The following is a 17,914-nucleotide window of genomic DNA, read 5'->3' on the forward strand; positions in this document are numbered from 1 at the left end:
GCTCATTAACTTTTGAGTCATTAGTCTTTAAATTAATGGCTTTACAATCAATAGCTGTTTAATCTTTAAACAGCTACTCCTCCATCTAAACTCTCTTTAAACCAAAGCTTTTTAATCAGCCTCACTCTTGATAGCGGGGCTGATTAAAAAGTAACTGGCATTCAACCCACATTTGACAAGGTTAGGTTATTTTCCAAGACTGGTATAAAATGGGTTTACCTCATACCAGCAGATTGCATTATGACTATCCAACGCTTATTTACTCGAACACCCATCACTGCCCTGTTACTCAGCAGCTTTGTTGTGTTATTTGTGATTCAGATTGCCACTGGTGTCGATATCAACCAGTCTTCTAGCCCTGAATATCAGCAGTCATTACTGCTTTGGGGCGCTAATGCCTTACCCTTCACCCTGATTGAACCTTGGCGACTGATCAGCAGTGCCTTTTTGCACATTGGCTTGATGCACTTGCTGTTTAACTGCTTTGCGATATATTTTTTTGGTCAAGCCACTGAGATGAGCTTTGGCTCAGCCAAGTTTTTGCTGATATTTTTGCTGTCTGCACTCGGCGGTAATCTATTAAATAACTATGTGACCTTATGGCAGATACTGCACAATAATGGCAGCCCTGGTATTTCTGCCGGTGCTTCTGGCGGTATTATGGGACTGGGGATGGCGTTATTAATGGTTGAGCTACTCAAAAAGCGACTGCTCAATGTGCGTCAGCAAGGCCCAAACCCATAGCTAAAAAGTTTGGCTGTGATTATGGGCATTAACCTGATGTATGGGTTTGCGGTACCGGGTATTGATAATGCCGGTCATATTGGCGGCGCTATCACAGGCGCTATTTTGGCCGTAGGTATTATGATCGGCTTACGCTTATCACCTCAAGCGTCAAAACCTGCATTTAAAGCCTTACCTTGGTTGATATTTGTTATTATAAGCGCTGTGTTCTTAATGCTTTGGTTTAACTTACGCCATCAAGTGGGACTTTAAGTGTTATTTAATAACCACTGCTAAATTACCATAGCATCTTATATCAATAAGATACTGGCTTTCACTGAATAAACTTATTAAACTAAGCGCATAAATTCTATATTAACCCTGCTTTTTCTTAGTGTTAAATTAATATAAACAATCTAACTTTAAAAGAGTTTTTTATGATAAAAATAGCCCAGACTACTGTCTCAAACGCATCTCCTAACTCATTAGCCACTTCATTTTTGGCAGCGAGCTTAACACTGGCTTATTTGGCATCAACCCAAGCTCAGGCTGAAGATCTGTATGGCAACAGCTCAACCACTGATGCAGACAAAATCGGCTTACAAATTGGCGCTAACGTCATCGCTAACAAAAGTGCTTATGATTTAGATGACACCCAATTTTCGGTATTACCAAGTGCGTTTTATGAAGGCGAAAAAGTCTATGCCCGTGGTAGCCAATTTGGTGGTTATTTATTTAATGACGGCACCAGTGAGCTATCAGCATACGTAGAGCCAACAGGCCCATACTTCGATCCAGATGAAGCACGTGGCGATCTTAAAAATCTAAGCAAAAGAAAATGGTCTGCCCTAGTCGGTGCCAGCTATTTATACCGCTCTCCTATCGGCGGCTTCCGTGGTCAGGTTGCGACAGACGTTAGTGGTCACAGTGATGGTACCGTAGCACGATTAACTTATATCGCGCGTTTAAACCCTGGCAACTGGACCATTTATCCAAGTGCAGGTGTTGAGTGGAACGATAAAAACTACAACGAATATTATTATGGCGTTGATAACAAAGAGTCAGCCAAGTCTGGTGTTAACAGATATGAGCCAAGCTCAAGCTTTAGCCCTTATCTAAGCGTCAATGGTATGTACACCATCAATAACGATTGGGACGTGTTCTTAGGTCAAAAAGTGACTTTCTTGGCAGATGAACAACGCGATAGCCCGATGGTTGATGACCGCGTCGATTATCGTACGACCCTTGGTCTTCTTTATAAATTCTAAACCTACTACTTGAGGTTTAATGTGACCGTTTTATTTGAATAATAAGACGGCTTTAAGCTGAAGTTTTTGGCTCATAGAAGAGGAAATTACGTGCAACCTACTCAGCAACCTAAGATGGATAAGACAGATGAGTCCTATGCAGATTTTGATGACAATCTAAAATTTAATGTCTCTGATATATGGTCTTATCTTTCTGACAAAGTAAAATCGGTATACAGTAAAGCCGCTAACTCTGTCGATGATGAATTTTCTTTACCTGTCAGCCAAGACCAAGTCAATGGCGCATTAGAGAAGTTCGTCACCAAAAACGTCAAGCAGATACATGAGCTGCGTGTTGAGCTGCACGATGATTGGTTCCGCTTATACTGTACCATCGATGTGATGGGCATTTATGCCGAAATCGCCAGTAACTTTGGTCTGGTACATGTTCAGATTGACCGTGATGTTCAGCGCTTTGTGTTTGCTCAGCAGACCAATACCGATGTGATAAAACTACATTGTGAGTCGTTTATCAAACGTACTGGCGTTAAGCTAGTTATCTGGTTCTATCACAGCGTATTGCACAAAGATCCATTGGGCTTTATTTTAAGTAAGATTAATATCGCCAGACCCAAAGATAACATCATTTATTTAGATATTAATCGTTGGTTAAAGCGCAATAAAAAGATCATCAGTACCCTTCACAAAGTTCAGGTTAATTACGGACTGGTAGAAGAAGAGCAGTTGATCTTAAAAACCAAAGTGAATATACGCGACTTACTGGCCAACAATGGGGTTGAAGATTTAATTACTCCAGATGATGAGCCTGAGTTACTAGAAGGTCCAACTAATCCGATTGGTGACGCCATCTCACCGAGCCAAGAAAGTTAATACTACTAATAGAGATTAGTTAACTAGTAAGCAACTCATTAAATTAAGTGCTCAACTAGACAAAGATTACTTTCAAGGTTTCACTAAACTTTCGTTACTTAATAAAGTCAAAAAAAGCCCTATTTTTATAATAGGGCTTTTTGCTTTTAAGCGATTGGCGGTTTAAAGTTTGAATAAGGCGCAAATTACCAATAGTTTTCTACCGCAATATTACCCATCCCACGGCGGTTCATCGCCATACCCTTCTCGTCTCTTAATGTATTACGCGTATCCTCAACCATCTGTGGGTTACCGCATAACATCACATGAGAGTGTTCTGGATCAAGCTTAGCACCAACGAATTGCTCCAACTCACCATTTACCAATAGTTTAGGGAAACGCTCTTCTAATGCGCCCTCTACTTTCTCACGGGTCACAATTGGCACAAAAGTGAACTTTGCAGGGTTATCCACTAAACCGCCAAAGTCTGCTTCAAGGGTATTAATCAAATCTAAATATGCCAACTCTTCTTTAGTACGCGCACTATAAGCAAGTACGATGTGCTCGTAGTTTTCCCACGTTTGCAAATCTTGTAGCATCGATAAAAATGGCGCGATACCGGTTCCTGTCGCCAACAACCATAAATCCTTAGGCGCTGGCTCTTGATAGCGTGCCAATGTCAAAAAGCCAAATGGCATGGTCTTTAATAATAGCTCATCGCCTTCTTGTAAGTGCTGTAACTGTGAGGTAAACGCCCCATCTTCAATCACAATCGAGAAGAACTCTAACGTCTCGTCATATGGAGAGGAAACCATAGAATAGGCACGAAAGATTTCTTCATCCGGCGCATCAGAGTTACCGGCTTGTTGGTGATACGCCAGGCGACTTGGGTTAACGCCTAAGCGTACAAACTGTCCAGCAGTGAACTTAAAGCTCTCTGGACGAGTCACGGTAAAACTAAACAGATTCGGCGTCCATGTGGTTTTACTGAGTACTTTTACGGTTTGAACATTATCTGACATAAAATATACCTATATTATTTTTATAAAGAATTCTTGTATAAACGATACTTGTGCGTTGATATTTATGTATTGAAAGTTTTATCTAATCGACTGTGTGTTAGTCATCAATGACTTAAGTGAACATCGATGACTTAAGTGAACTAAGTTGACAAGTATGATCTAATTTAATTTGAAAGCGGTTATGTAAGTTGTTATATGCGTTTCAAAAGTCTTTGCCTATTATTATGGTGCATATAGGCCAATAAGTGTATTTGTTTTTCAAGATAACTACTTTTAAATATATTTATTAACACTTTTCGGAATAACGACTTAAATCCTACTTAATCGCGACTGCCTTAGTTCACTAATAGAAAAACAGTTGGCCCATAAAATTAAAACCAAAAATGTAGCCCCAAAAAAATGCTTGTAGCACAATGATTGCACTACAAGCATATTAATCTTAAACCGTTATCAATGGTTAGCTTAGGCTATTGGCTAAGCTAACTGTTACCACATGATTGACTGCGTCGCCCATAGGATAAAGTTATTAGGCAACACACCCACGTAGATTACCAGTAGTGTCACTAAAATAACCATCAGACCACCAACCTGGATACCCCAATGCCACAAGGCATCGAATTCCATAGTACGGTTTGGACGCTTGAATAGCGTAAGCATGACACGTAGATAGTAGAACAGACCAATGGCGCTACCGACGATAATCATAGCGGCAAGCCACCATTGACGACCATCAACTGCTGCAACAATCGCAAAGAACTTAGTGATAAAGCCTGCCGTTAATGGGATACCTGCCATAGACAGTAGCATTACCGTCATCACGCCGGTTAATACCGGACGACGCCAGAATAAACCACGATAGTGATATAACTCTGCTGCCTCACCCTCTTCTTTGTAGCTGCTCGACATTAAGGTTAATACGCCAAATAAACCAACAGAGGTTAGCGCGTACACCGCCATATACATGTTGGTAATCGCATAAGCACCACTGGCGACGCTCAATGCGGCAACCATCACATAACCCATATGCGCGATTGAAGAATAACCCAATAAGCGCTTTAAGTTGGTTTGACGTAATGCCAATAAATTACCAAACAAGATAGATAACGTCGCAACAACCATCAGAACCATTTGTACCGCTGGGATAGCTAATATCGCTGCATCAATCAAGAAGCGTATCGCCAATGCCATCATCGCAACTTTGGTCACTGAAGCCAAATAAGTCGCTACTGGTGCTGGTGCGCCTTGATAAACGTCGGCAGTCCAAATATGGAAAGGTGCTGCTGATAGCTTAAAGGCAACCGCAAATGTCATCATAGCCGCCCCTAAAATCATGAGAGGAGACTGATATACATTAGGCAATGACAGTGCAATTTCTTTAAACTGCAGTGTGCCTGTTGCCGCGTAAATAAAGGCCATGCCCATTAACAAGGTCGCCGACGCTGTGGCAGATAATACTAAATACTTCAGACCAGACTCTAATGAGCGGTTGCGCATAAAGGCATAAGCCAACATACCATATAAAGGCACAGACAATAACTCTAAGCTCATAAAGAATGAAGCTAGGTTGTGCGCAGATACCATCAATAGTGCGCCCACTGTAGATAATAGCAGTAATAAATACAGCTCTTCTTTGTGGTCCTTGAAGGTTCTAAAGTAAGGGTACGCTAAGGTACAACAGGCCAATGCCGCCACTAAAATCACGGCCATATTAAATTGAGCAAACGGATCTATGATAAACATAGCGCTAATCACAGGTTGCTCAGGCATGGCGACCCAGCCCATGATTTGTCCAATTAATAACAGCAAGGCAATATTTAGCCCCATCACACTTAATGTACCAATTAAAAAGTGTGAACGCTTTAAGGCGATACCTAGCATGACTACTAATAAAGTAACCACAACCACAATAATCGGGGCAAAAGGTTGCATCACAGACCAAGCGTTTGCAATCAAATTATTCATTAGCGTACCTCCCCTGTGGCAACTGTAGACTGGATGGTCTCAATAGCATCGAAATGAACCACATCATGGTAGGTATAAGCATTGTTAATCCATTGCATCGCATGACTTGATGTATCTAATACGGTTTGTGGGAATAAACCTAACCACACCAATCCCACTGCAAGCACTAATAACAAAGTAAGCTCACGACCGTTTAAATCATACAAATTAATTGTTTTCTTCTTAGGCTGTTCTTCAACATAGCTTGGGTTTAATGCATGCTGATTGTCAGTACCTGAGTATGCCAAAGCGTGTTGTGGCATTGTCTCTGATTTCGCTTTTAAATACGCTGCTTTTTGAGCTTGCGCTGCTGCATTTAGCTTCTCTAAATCTGGTACTGTTGGTTTGCCAAATAACGCACGATAGATAATGATCAGTGAATACAAACCTGCCCATACCAAGCTAAAGGTCGCAAATACTACAAATATTGGATACTGCTCAAATGAGCCAATAAGGATTAAGAATTCACCAATAAAGTTACCGGTTCCTGGAATACCTAATAAAGCGGCACAGAAGAACATTAATAACGGTGAATAATAACGGAATTGCCCCCACATACCGCCCATCAATGGCAACTCGCGCGTGTGCATACGCTCGTATAACTGACCTGCCATAATGAACAATGCTGCTGAAGCCAAGCCATGAGCAAGCATCTGAACCATCAACCCTTGTAGGCTAATTAGCGTACCGGCATAGACCGCCAATACCACAAAGCCCATGTGTGACACACTGGTATAAGCCAACAAACGCTTAATATCGGTTTGTACAAAGGCCATCCATGCGCCATAGAAGATACCTATGGTACCTAGTGTAATGGCAATCGGTGCAAACTCTTGTGATGCAGCTGGGAATAATGGCAATACAAAGCGAATTAAACCATAAGCTGCTGTCTTAATTAGGATACCTGCTAAGTCAACAGAACCAGCTGTTGGCGCTTGTGCGTGGGCATCAGGTAACCAGCCATGAAATGGCATAACGGGTAACTTAACCGCAAAACCAATGAAGAAGCACAGCATGATTGGATATTCCCAACCGCCCAGTTGTGTGCCTAATAGATCATTGTAGTTAAAGCTAAAGACGCTGGTATTTTGATAGTTGATAATTACCAACAGCAAAATACCGACTAGCATAATTAAGCCAGACGCTTGAGTATAAATAAAGAACTTAGTGGCAGCATATTCTTTAGTCTTACCATTGGTAGCATTGTGCCCCCAAATAGCAATTAGGAAATAGATAGGTACTAACATCATTTCCCAAAAGAAGAAGAATAAGAACAGATCGATGGCCAAAAACACACCGATAACGCCGCCCAAACTCCACAATAAGTTAAGATGGAAGAAACCAACACGACGTTGAATCTCACCCCAAGAACAGCCAACAGCCATAATACCTAAGAAGGCAGTCAGTGACACCATCATTAATGACATGCCATCAAGTGCTAGGTGAAAGCTAATACCAAAGCTATCAATCCAAGGCACCATAAATTCGGTAAACCAAGGCAGCTGAGCATCAGTCGGAAGCACCTGCTCGCTCATACCGGCAAACCCACCTTCACGCCACAAAATAAGTGTCAGCGCAAAGGTGATGATCATACCAATCAGAGCAATCCAGCGTGGCAAGCGGTTATTAATTTTTTCTACTAGCCAACACAGTGTCCCCGCGATAAAGGGGATTGCAATTAATGCTGGCAATATCCAAGCTAATTGAAGTTCTGTCATTTTAAATCACCGTCGTCATGACTAGTATCAATAACACTGCCATCCCCAGTCCAAAGCTTGCAGCATATCCTCGAAGCGAGCCTGTTTGTGTCATGGCCATTACCTTGTTACCGGCCGAAGCAATGGCAGGTAAGATATTCCATGTTTTGTCGACAGGATCTGACTTGAGTATTTTGCCAATAAGTAAAAATGGTTTGACAAACACAATGTCATATAAGGCATCAAAGCCTAGGCCATGGTAGCACCAATAATAAATAGCACCGCCCAAACTTGAGGCTTTAAATTTAGCCAGTAGTTTGCCACTGTTTGCCACATATAATAGAAAAGCTAAGATTAGGCCTGCTGCCATCGCACCCATAGCAATATATTCTGCAGTGTGCTTGGCATGTGCGTCGCCCGCTTGCTCTAATAGATGACCAACACTTTCAGGTAATACCCCTTGTAGTGGCGGTGTGATGAACGCGCCAACAGCGGTCGATAGCACCAATAGCACCACTAATGGTACTTGATACGATAGGCCTGATAACTTGTGAGCAATGGTTTTTTCTTCGCCAAAGAAGGTGTACCAAATCATACGGAACGTATAAAGTGAGGTTAAGAACGCACCGAATACACCCATATAGAACAATACTTGATGGCCAGTGGCATAGGTTTCCCAAAGAATGGCTTCTTTTGAGTAAAAGCCCACAGTGACCCAAGGAATTGCAGCCAGTGCTCCTCCACCAATCACAAAACACCAAAATACCAATGGGATCTTTTTACGCAAGCCGCCCATTTTGAAGATGTCTTGTTCGTGATGAACAGCGATAATTACCGCACCAGAAGATAAGAATAACAAGGCTTTAAAGAAAGCATGGGTCATTAGATGGAAGACAGCGCCTTGCCATGCACCCACACCTAGTGCTAAGAACATATAGCCAATTTGGCTCATGGTCGAATAAGCTAGGATACGCTTAATGTCTGTCTGTGCCAGTGCACAAAATCCAGCAACCACAAGAGTAATCGCACCCACAGCACCTACCCAGTACAATAAGATACCTGGCGTTAGGATAAATAGTGGATGTAAACGCGCAATTAAATAAACGCCGGCAGTTACCATGGTTGCTGCGTGAATAAGTGCTGAAACAGGCGTCGGACCTGCCATCGCGTCAGCAAGCCAAGTATGCAATGGAATTTGAGCTGATTTACCCATCGCACCGCCGACCAACATCATGGTAGCCAGTACTAAAGTTGGGTTATTCACCTCAAACATCTGTGGCGCACGAATGATGATGTCTTGAATGTTTAGCGTACCAAACTCACGGAATAATAAGAATAAACCAAACGCTAAGAATACATCACCAATACGAGTCACAGTAAAGGCTTTCATCGCCGCACGGCCATTGGCTCTATTTTCATAATAGTAACCAATTAACAGGTACGAACAAATACCTACCCCTTCCCAGCCTAAATAGAGCAGTAGCAAGTTATCTGCCAATACCAGTAATAACATACTGGCTACGAACAGGTTCATATAGCTAAAGAAGCGAGCAAAGCCTTTATCGCCTTGCATATACCAAGCGGCAAATAGGTGAATTAAAAAGCCAATACCAGTAATAACACCCATCATGGTTAAGGCTAAGCCATCAAAGCTTAGACCAAAGGCTGGCGCAAAGTCGCCCACTTGTAGCCAAGTCCATAACGGTACATTGATTACAGTGCTTGGATCATTTTGACCAAGATAGCTTAAGCCAGCAATTAATGCACACAGCGCTGACAAGCCCATGCTACCGACACCTAGGTATCGAGCCGCTTGTTCTGATAAGTGATCTCGTCTGAACGCTAAGATTAAGAAACTTAACGCCGGAAAGATGAAGGTTAATGCTAGAAAACTCATGATATTAACCTCTCATCTCATTGGCCGTATCCACATCTAAGTGACCACGGCGATGGTAGAATTGTAATAAGATGGCCAAGCCTAAAGACGCTTCAGCAGCTGCCAACGTTAAGATAAAGATAAACATAATTTGACCATCTGCACTTAACCAATGACTGCCTGCAACGATAAACGCTAAGCCTGCAGCACTCATCATAATCTCTAAGCTCATCAGCATAAATAGGAAGTTACGGCGTACCATCACCCCGCATAAACCGATAGCAAAAATAATACCTGCCAATATCAGGCCGTGCTCCATAGGAATCGGTCCAAGCATTGATGCTTGTGCTGCCTCATCGATATGTGGCGCCTGCATCATCTCAACCGGCTTCATTTCTAGAGTCTGTACGCTGGTGGTGTCTGCTAATTGAGAGCCATCAGTGGTTTGAGCAGCTTCAGTAGTTTCATTGCTTGGTGCCAATTGGGCAGTTTGCGCTGGTGCTGTTTCTGCTGCAACAGCAGTATCAGCTACCGGATCCGTAGTAGTTGCTGGCGCTGATGCTGCATCGACTTGTTCATTGGCTGCCTTGTTATTGACTTCTGCCACGTCATTAGCGTCAACAAATTGACTGCCTTCAACCGCTTCTAGCACTTCATCTAATTGAGTAACTGATGAATTGGCTGTCGTTGTCTCAGTTGCCATTTGAGCATCTGTAGTAACTGTTTCAGAGGTTGCAGTTGCCATTAACTCTCCTCCTTATTATGCAGATTTTTATGCTGATGATGAGTACCCTGCCCTTTTTGCTTCTTAAATTTCGCGGCATCAATGGACTGGTAATGGTAGCCTTGCGAGTCGCTATCTAATGGGTTATTCTCACTGTTCAATCCTCTAGCGCCACGGCTGGTATGACTTTCATTTTCATCATCCAATGCCTTTTTACCTAAGTGATAAGCCGCAACTAACGCAGCTAATAGCAACATAGCCGCCACTTCTACCAGTAATAAGTACTCGGTAAATAAAGCAATACCCACATGTTTCGCTGATACTGTTTGTGCGCCAACCATGGTGACCACATGCTCACCTTGATAGCTATTACCCATCGATAACATGTAAACCAATACCACAGCAATCACAAAGCTTAATGCTGCTGGCACTGCCCACACATCTGAGGACAACCATAGGCTTTCACGTTCATCATTTTTGACGCCTAAGTTGAGCATCATAATCACGAAGACAAATAGGACTAAAATAGCACCGGCATAAACGATCACTTGCAGTGCGCCTGCAAATGGAGCACCTAAAATAAAGAAGATGCCTGCTAATGCTAATAAAGAAACAATCATGGATAAGATGGCGTGGACTGGGTTTGCCAACATGATTACGCGTAAGCTGGCAATAATGGCCACTAAGCCCAAGGCATAAAATCCAACTAATGAGGTGTTATCAAACCAATGTAGCCAACTCATGGCAATAGACTCCTTAAATCAACAGGTTCTGCTTCATTTTTGGCAGCACCTTTTGGTTTGTCTTTAATCGCCATGCCGCTGACACGGTAATAGTTATAATCAGGATATTTACCTGGTCCTGAAATTAATAGGTGCTCTTTTTCGTACACCAAATCTTGTCGCACATATTCACCCAACTCAAAATCTGGAGTTAGCTGAATAGCGGTTGTTGGACACGCTTCTTCACACATGCCACAAAAGATACAGCGTGAGAAGTTAATGCGGAAAAATTCAGGATACCAGCGACCATCTTCTCGCTCTGCCTTTTGTAATGAGATACAGGCAACCGGACAAGCGACCGCACATAAGTTACACGCGACGCAGCGCTCATCGCCATCTGGATCACGAGTCAATACAATACGACCCCGAAAGCGTGGGGGCACAGGAACAGGCTGTTCCGGATACAAAATTGTATCTCTTGGTCTTAACGCATGACTGTTAACCATCCACATAGAGCGTACGATGGTAAACATGCCCACGACTGTATTTTTCAACGTTTTAAACATGTTAACTTCTCTTATTGCTTATTAGTGATCGGCTGGCTCAACTAAAATAAGTTAACGCATGATTCAATTTAATCGTTAACCACCTTTTATAAACTTAAAGTAACTTATAAACTTAAATTAACGGCTTAAGTTTAAAGACTTTAGTCGAGCTGGCTTATCATCACCTAATAAATAGAAGATTTAAAAACTGATTTAATTTAACTAACTTATCTAAACTGGATTAATTGCTGGCAACCAAAATTAAAGCCGCAGTAATTAATAAGTTAATTAAAGTAACGGGTAAACATACCTTCCAACCAAAGTTCATCACTTGGTCATAGCGTGGACGCATTAACGAACCACGTGCTAAGACAAACATGGTCATAAAAAATAAGGTCTTAATCATAAACCAAAAGGCAGGCGGCAAAATGGTAAAGCCAAGATTCATTGGCGCATCCCAACCACCGAAGAACAAACAGGTCATTAATGCTGAGATCAACACCACGTTGACATACTCACCAATAAAGAACATACCAAACTTCATACCTGAGTATTCAACATGGTAACCTTCCGCCAATTCTTGTTCGGCTTCAGGTTGGTCAAATGGGTGTCTGTGAGTAACAGCAACACCGGCGACCACAAAGGTTAAAAAGCCTAAAAACTGTGGGAAGATATTCCAGTGCCAAAAACCACCGGTTTGTGCAGTAACGATATCGCGTAGATTGAACGAGCCGGTAATCGCCACCACACCCATTAATGATAAACCTAAGAAAACTTCGTAACTGATGGTCTGTGCTGCAGAGCGTAAACCACCCAGTAATGAGTATTTGTTTTCAGATGCCCAACCACCAAACATTACCGCATAGACGGCCATACCCGCCATGGCAAAGAAGAACAAGATACCAATATTCCAGTCAGCCACACCTAACGTTGGAGAAATAGGAATGATGGCAAATGAAGCCAAAGCAGTGAACATGGCAATGGCTGGCGCCAAAATGAACATGAACTTATCGGCAAACTTAGGCGTCCAGTCTTCTTTGAAGAAGATCTTCAACATATCAGCGACCAGTTGCAATGAACCCCAAGGGCCCACACGGTTCGGACCATAACGGTCTTGCCACAGTGCCAACATGCGACGCTCATAGATAATCATCAGGGCAGCAACAATGACCACCACTAAAAAGATGACTAACGCTTGAGCCACTAAGAATAATATCGACCAAGCCTCAGTAGATAAGTTTAAAAAGCTAGGTACCTCAGGGATGATTCGTATCGATTCCATATTAGCCTCCCTGACCTTCTAAATTGGGTTGTTTCTCATCTATCGACTCACCTTGTGATTGTGGTGGATCTATTTTGATTACAGATGCTGGTAAGTGACCATGTAATATTGGAGCCTGACCGACAGGATAACCAATACAGCCTTCTGCCAAATAAGGCACAACTTGTACTGGCAGCTCTACGCGATGACCATCAACAGTTACCGCTAACCAGTCATTACTACTGACTTGCCAATGTTGTGCATCATCTGCACCAATGTAGAAACTAGCCGGTTTCATTTGTGATGCCACGACTGGACTGCGATGCGCCATTGCCGAGCTACCATACAGATTATGAACTGGCACTAATTTAGCCTGACCTTGGAAAATGCTGGTTTTAACAGGCTGCGCCATCTGTGGGCGCACATAATCACGTTTAGGATGCTTGCTGTCTGTATCGACCAGATCAAACAAACGCACCCCAGGATCGCCTTGTTTTAACGAACCACCAATCTCTTTTTGATATTTGTTCCATGCTTGTGGCGAGTTCCAACCCGCTGCTTGCGCAAATGGAATCATTGCACTTGGTGTTTGCGCGCCACTATAACCTTCCATTGAGAAAGTTAAAGCAGTATCTAAATCTTTTGGCTGCATCGGCTCATGCACTGACAGATTGGCGCGCATGGCTGTACGACCAGAGTAACGTCTTGGCTCACGAGCAATTTTCAGACCCGAGATACGGAAGTCTGATTCTGGTGCTGCGTTCTTGATACCCTCAAGATTTGGATGCGTCGTAATCAGCTCATCGATCACATCATCAAGCTGAGTCCAATCCAGTGGCATATTATGCAAGCTGGTCTCAACCGCATGTAACCAACGCCAGCCTTCTTTAATGCAGTTCTTGTTGCTATAGTAGCTAGGATCATAAACTTGGAAGAAACGCTGCGCACGTCCTTCAGCCGATACCAAAGTACCGTCCGCTTCAGCAAAGCTAGCCGCTGGCAATACGATATCAACAAACTTATGCCAATATAGGTTTTGATGATCTAACGTAATTACCGTTTTGTCAGATAATAACTGTGCTAGCTTTTCAATATCTAGCGCATCAGTTAACTGATTTTCTGCGACAATGACGGCATCAAAATCTGCAGCCAATAGCTCTTCTACTGACTTACCGCCAAGCAGACAAACACCAACACTGTTGGCATTAGGTACACTTAAGTATAGACCGGCTTGTTGCTTATAGGTTTCATTAACCTGTTTAAGCTCTAATGCTGGCTCATTAGGGTCACGCTCTAGGTTATCAGAGGCTTTAGATCCATCTGCTTTGTTAGGTTTGGCATCCAGCTCTTTGTCTTCAACTGGCTTATTACCTGATTGCTGAGCACGTACTTTGGCATTGTGCGCTTCTACTTGCTCAAGCTCATAAGCTTTAATATCAGCACGCTTATCAGTTAAGCTTTGAGCAACTTGAGCAGATGCTTCAATAACGGCCACACTAAATTGACCGGTACCAGAGATGACTAGTGGCTTATCTGCGGTGACTAAATCAAAGGCTATTTGCTCAGCCAGTGCCTGCATTGGATCTTGCTCTGACTCATCGTTATTAGCGCTTGGCACATTATCAACGATTTGTTGTAAGTCATTACCTATCGCTTTAATGGCATCTGCTACCGCAAAGCCTAGGGCGGCAATGTCTTCTGGTGTTGCCACACAGCTTACTTTACTAATGTCATCAAGCTTAGTTTGCACCGTATCAATAATGTAGACCGGGCTTAGCTCTTTTTGACCGATACGTTGCACAGGCTCTGCCAACCATTCTGGGGTTTTTAAGGCATGCGCCATTTTAACTTTTTCATTTTTGGCAGCTTGACGCACTGCCAATGCCACACGAGCACTGGTTTGGGTAATGTCTTCACCCAAAATAAATACCGCATCATGGCTTTCAATATCAGTCACGCTTGGATTATAAATACCTTGCGTATTTAATACTTCAATACATTTTTCAACCAGTGACTGTTGATGGCTGTTTAGACCGGTTGAGAAATTATCAAATCCAACTAACTTTTTAAGAGCAAAGTTGGTTTCTAAGCTGGCTCGTGGTGAACCAATACCAATAACTTTCTTGTCTTTTAAGCGCTTAACGGTTTCATCAATGGCATAGTCAATATTGATTTTGACATGCTTGTCATTGATGTGTTCAATCGCTTGCACCGGACGGTCTTCACGATTGACATAGCCATAGCTAAAGCGGCCTAAGTCACATAAGAAATAACGGTTTACTTCACCGTTATAACGGTTTTCAATACGGCGTAACTCACCATAGCGCTCACCGGCTGAGATGTTACAGCCTACAGAACAGCCATGACAGATGCTTGGGCCATATTGCATATCCCACTTACGGTTATAACGATCTGAATGGGTCTTGTCAGTAAATACACCGGTTGGGCAAACTTCGGTTAAGTTGCCTGAGAATTCGCTTTCAAACTGGCCATCTTTTTCGCGGCCAAAATAAACACGGTTATTCGACGCATAAACGCCTAAGTCTTCACCACCTGCATAGTCTTTGTAATAACGAACACAACGATAACACGCAATACAGCGGTTCATTTCATGTGCGATAAATGGACCAAACTCTTGGTTGTGGTGAGTACGCTTAGTGAAGCGATAACGACGTTTGTTATGCCCAGACATGTAAGTCATGTCTTGCAAGTGGCAGTGACCGCCCTCTTCACAGGTTGGACAGTCATGCGGGTGGTTGGTCATTAAAAACTCAACGATCGATTTACGAAACGCAACCGCTTCGTCATCTTCGACCGAGATATACATGTCGTCAGTTGGTGCGACCATGCACGACATGACCAAACGCCCTTTACCTGCAGCTGCGTCTTCTGCGTTGTTAAACTGCTTTACCGCGCACTGACGGCACGAACCGACTGAACCAAGTGCAGGGTGATAGCAGAAATAAGGCACATCGATACCCAGTGACAAACACGCCTCTAAAAGGTTGTCTGCCCCGTTTACCTCGACCTGCTTACCGTCAATATGTATGACCGCCATGCCTGTTTCTACTCCTCTACTTCACGTCGCTGGGTTTAGAGGCTGAGTCATTAGACTCACCTTCTGAACCTGCTTTTGCGTCTGAATGATTGTTGGTTTCTGTGCTTGCTTTTGACGATGTTGCAGGCTTACCTTTACTCATAGTCGACATGACTTTTTGAATTTCAGATTCAGCCCACTGTGAGGTTTGCTCATCTACTTCAGGTGCGGGTTCTACCACAATTTTGCTTTCGAACTCGTGGCGGAAATATTTAATCGCACTCATTAAAGGTTCCATGGCCCCTGGTGCGTGTGCACAGAATGTCTTACCAATCCATAAATCTCGAGTTAAGCCTTCAAGCTTTTCAATGTCGCCAACTTGTCCTTCACCGTCATCAATGGCGGTTAATAGCTTCACGCCCCAAGGCAGTCCATCACGGCAAGGTGTACACCAACCGCATGATTCACGTTGGAAGAAAATCTCTAGGTTTTTTAACAAAGGCACCATATCTTGAGACTCATCAACCACCATAATCAGGCCAGTACCCATACGGCTACCGGCTTTTTGAATACTATCAAAGTCCATGATGGTATCAAGATGTTCAGTGGTTAAGAAGTCTGTTGAAGCACCGCCTGGAAGCCATGCTTTTAAGGTTTTGCCTTGCTGCATGCCACCGGCGAACTCTTCGATAATTTCACGGGCGCTGTAACCAAAAGGTAGCTCCCAAAGACCAGGATCATTGACCAAGCCTGAGCAGCCAAATATCTTAGTGCCTGGCGTGGTGCTGTTGCCTTTTTCATTAGGTAGGTTTTGATACCAATCAACGCCATTAACCAAGATTGCAGGCATATTGCTTAGAGTCTCAACGTTGTTAACAACCGTTGGTCGACCCCATGCACCCGAAATCTGTGGGAACGGAGGTTTAGTACGTGGGTTAGCGCGGCGGCCTTCAAGACAGTTAATCAATGCGGTCTCTTCACCACAAATATAACGTCCGGCACCGGTATGCACATGCAGATGGAAACTAAAGTCTGAGCCTAAAATATTATCGCCCATCAGATTGTTAGCGATACACTCATCAATAGCCGCCATCAGGCGCTCAGCGGCGATAATATATTCACCACGAATAAAGATGTAACCGTCAGTCGCCCCGATGGCATGAGCGGTAATTAACATGCCTTCAATAAGCTGAAACGGCAAACGCTCCATTAATAGACGGTCTTTAAATGTACCTGGCTCCATCTCATCGGCGTTACAAATTAGATAACGCGGACCACCATCTGGAGGAGTCATGAATGACCATTTAAGACCAGCGTTAAAGCCCGCACCGCCACGACCACGAACGTTGGCCGCTTTGATCATATCGCCGACTTCTTTTGGCGCTTTGTCTAATGCATTTTTTAGACCTTCAAAACCACGTAACGATTGATAAGTAGCCAAGTCTAAGATGGCATCATGATGTGCCAAACGCCAAGTTAGCGGTCTGGTTTCAATGGTTGCGGTTTCTTTATCGCCATAAATAGGCACGCGCTGCTCATTTAATTGACTCGGCGCTTTGCCTTGTTTGCGGCGGGCAAACTGCTCAGCGATACTAAGGCGTTTTGGCTGTGCTTCAGACGTCATACTCTGGCTCATAGCGGCTGTATTTTGGCTATTTTCACTCATGGGTAGTACTCCAATAACTCAGCAACCTCTTCAGGGCTAACCGGTCCAAAGGTATCCTCATCGATTAAAACCGAAGGACCTTTGTCACAGTTACCCAAACAGCAGATAGGTAATAAGGTAAAACGACCATCTGGGGTAGTTTGGCCGTAGTCAATGCCAAGCTGCTCTTTGAATTTAGCAGAAAGTGCTTCATAGCCGGTTAAATAACAAGCAATAGAGTCACAAACTAAGATGACATGACGACCCACAGGTGAGCGGTAAATGCGGTTAAAGAAAGTGGCCACACCTTCGATATCGGTTACCGGTACGTCTAATAAATTAGCGATGGCATTGACTTGCGCATCATCTACCCAGCCATTGCGTTTTTGTACCAGTTTTAACGCATCTAATGAGGCTGCACGAGCATGAGGATAATGCTGGATATACTCTTTAATACCCTCAATTTCTTGAGCAGTTAAGATGGTTGCAACATCAACGGTTGGGGCTTTATCGGTTACTATTTTAATCATTGTGCTACTTTCTC

At 43.2% G+C, this 17,914-nt stretch carries 15 protein-coding genes; 4 read left to right on the forward strand and 11 right to left on the reverse strand.

Features of this window, described 5'->3' with window-relative positions; genetic code table 11:
• Positions 1-240 precede the first annotated feature (240 nt).
• From A6J60_RS03475 to A6J60_RS03485, 4 genes are all read left to right on the forward strand, one after another.
• Positions 241-744, forward strand: coding sequence for a rhomboid family intramembrane serine protease (locus A6J60_RS03475; RefSeq protein ID WP_227526046.1), 504 nt, complete (start codon positions 241-243; stop codon positions 742-744).
• A 21-nt stretch (positions 745-765) separates the two neighbouring features.
• Positions 766-996, forward strand: a complete 231-nt coding sequence (locus A6J60_RS13505; RefSeq protein WP_227526047.1) for a hypothetical protein — start codon at positions 766-768, stop codon at positions 994-996.
• Between the two features lie 164 nt (positions 997-1,160).
• Positions 1,161-1,991, forward strand: coding sequence for a MipA/OmpV family protein (locus A6J60_RS03480; protein ID WP_096064751.1), 831 nt, complete (start codon positions 1,161-1,163; stop codon positions 1,989-1,991).
• Positions 1,992-2,081: 90 nt separating this feature from the next.
• The gene (locus A6J60_RS03485) at positions 2,082-2,861 is read left to right on the forward strand and encodes a hypothetical protein (protein ID WP_227526048.1); all 780 of its coding nucleotides are present in this window, start codon (positions 2,082-2,084) and stop codon (positions 2,859-2,861) included.
• Positions 2,862-3,046: 185 nt separating this feature from the next.
• Here the strand turns inward: A6J60_RS03485 and A6J60_RS03490 are convergent, their stop codons facing one another.
• The 11 genes from A6J60_RS03490 to nuoE all read right to left on the reverse strand — a co-directional run bounded on the left by A6J60_RS03490 (position 3,047) and on the right by nuoE (position 17,897).
• Positions 3,047-3,862 carry a ferredoxin--NADP reductase gene (locus A6J60_RS03490; protein ID WP_096064752.1) on the reverse strand — a complete coding sequence of 272 codons (816 nt, stop codon included), beginning with the start codon at positions 3,860-3,862 and terminating at the stop codon, positions 3,047-3,049.
• A gap of 486 nt (positions 3,863-4,348) precedes the next feature.
• A complete protein-coding gene (locus A6J60_RS03495) occupies positions 4,349-5,824 on the reverse strand; it encodes an NADH-quinone oxidoreductase subunit N (RefSeq protein WP_096064753.1) in 1,476 nt (491 codons plus the stop codon).
• Positions 5,824-7,581 carry an NADH-quinone oxidoreductase subunit M gene (gene nuoM / locus A6J60_RS03500; protein ID WP_096064754.1) on the reverse strand — a complete coding sequence of 586 codons (1,758 nt, stop codon included), beginning with the start codon at positions 7,579-7,581 and terminating at the stop codon, positions 5,824-5,826. The genes A6J60_RS03495 and nuoM overlap by 1 nt, the downstream gene beginning before the upstream one ends.
• Before the next feature lies 1 nt (position 7,582).
• A complete protein-coding gene (gene nuoL / locus A6J60_RS03505) occupies positions 7,583-9,457 on the reverse strand; it encodes an NADH-quinone oxidoreductase subunit L (RefSeq protein WP_096064755.1) in 1,875 nt (624 codons plus the stop codon).
• Between the two features lie 4 nt (positions 9,458-9,461).
• The gene (nuoK, locus tag A6J60_RS03510; RefSeq protein WP_026348978.1) at positions 9,462-9,773 is read right to left on the reverse strand and encodes an NADH-quinone oxidoreductase subunit NuoK; all 312 of its coding nucleotides are present in this window, start codon (positions 9,771-9,773) and stop codon (positions 9,462-9,464) included.
• Between the two features lie 407 nt (positions 9,774-10,180).
• Positions 10,181-10,903, reverse strand: a complete 723-nt coding sequence (gene nuoJ, locus A6J60_RS03515) for an NADH-quinone oxidoreductase subunit J (RefSeq protein ID WP_096064756.1) — start codon at positions 10,901-10,903, stop codon at positions 10,181-10,183.
• A complete protein-coding gene (gene nuoI / locus A6J60_RS03520) occupies positions 10,900-11,448 on the reverse strand; it encodes an NADH-quinone oxidoreductase subunit NuoI (RefSeq protein ID WP_096064757.1) in 549 nt (182 codons plus the stop codon). Before nuoI ends, nuoJ begins: the two co-directional genes overlap by 4 nt.
• A gap of 220 nt (positions 11,449-11,668) precedes the next feature.
• Positions 11,669-12,709 carry an NADH-quinone oxidoreductase subunit NuoH gene (gene nuoH / locus A6J60_RS03525; RefSeq protein ID WP_096064758.1) on the reverse strand — a complete coding sequence of 347 codons (1,041 nt, stop codon included), beginning with the start codon at positions 12,707-12,709 and terminating at the stop codon, positions 11,669-11,671.
• Between the two features lies 1 nt (position 12,710).
• Positions 12,711-15,746 (reverse strand): NADH-quinone oxidoreductase subunit NuoG, encoded by a 3,036-nt coding sequence (gene nuoG, locus A6J60_RS03530; protein WP_096064759.1) that lies wholly within the window; start codon positions 15,744-15,746, stop codon positions 12,711-12,713.
• Between the two features lie 16 nt (positions 15,747-15,762).
• Positions 15,763-17,349 carry an NADH-quinone oxidoreductase subunit NuoF gene (gene nuoF / locus A6J60_RS03535; protein ID WP_096066453.1) on the reverse strand — a complete coding sequence of 529 codons (1,587 nt, stop codon included), beginning with the start codon at positions 17,347-17,349 and terminating at the stop codon, positions 15,763-15,765.
• A gap of 38 nt (positions 17,350-17,387) precedes the next feature.
• Entirely contained in the window at positions 17,388-17,897 is a 510-nt protein-coding gene (gene nuoE, locus A6J60_RS03540) for an NADH-quinone oxidoreductase subunit NuoE (RefSeq protein ID WP_193778083.1), read from the reverse strand.
• Positions 17,898-17,914: the final 17 nt, after the last annotated feature.

It is taken from the genome of Psychrobacter sp. FDAARGOS_221 (assembly GCF_002313155.2).
Taxonomy (GTDB): Bacteria; Pseudomonadota; Gammaproteobacteria; order Pseudomonadales; family Moraxellaceae; genus Psychrobacter.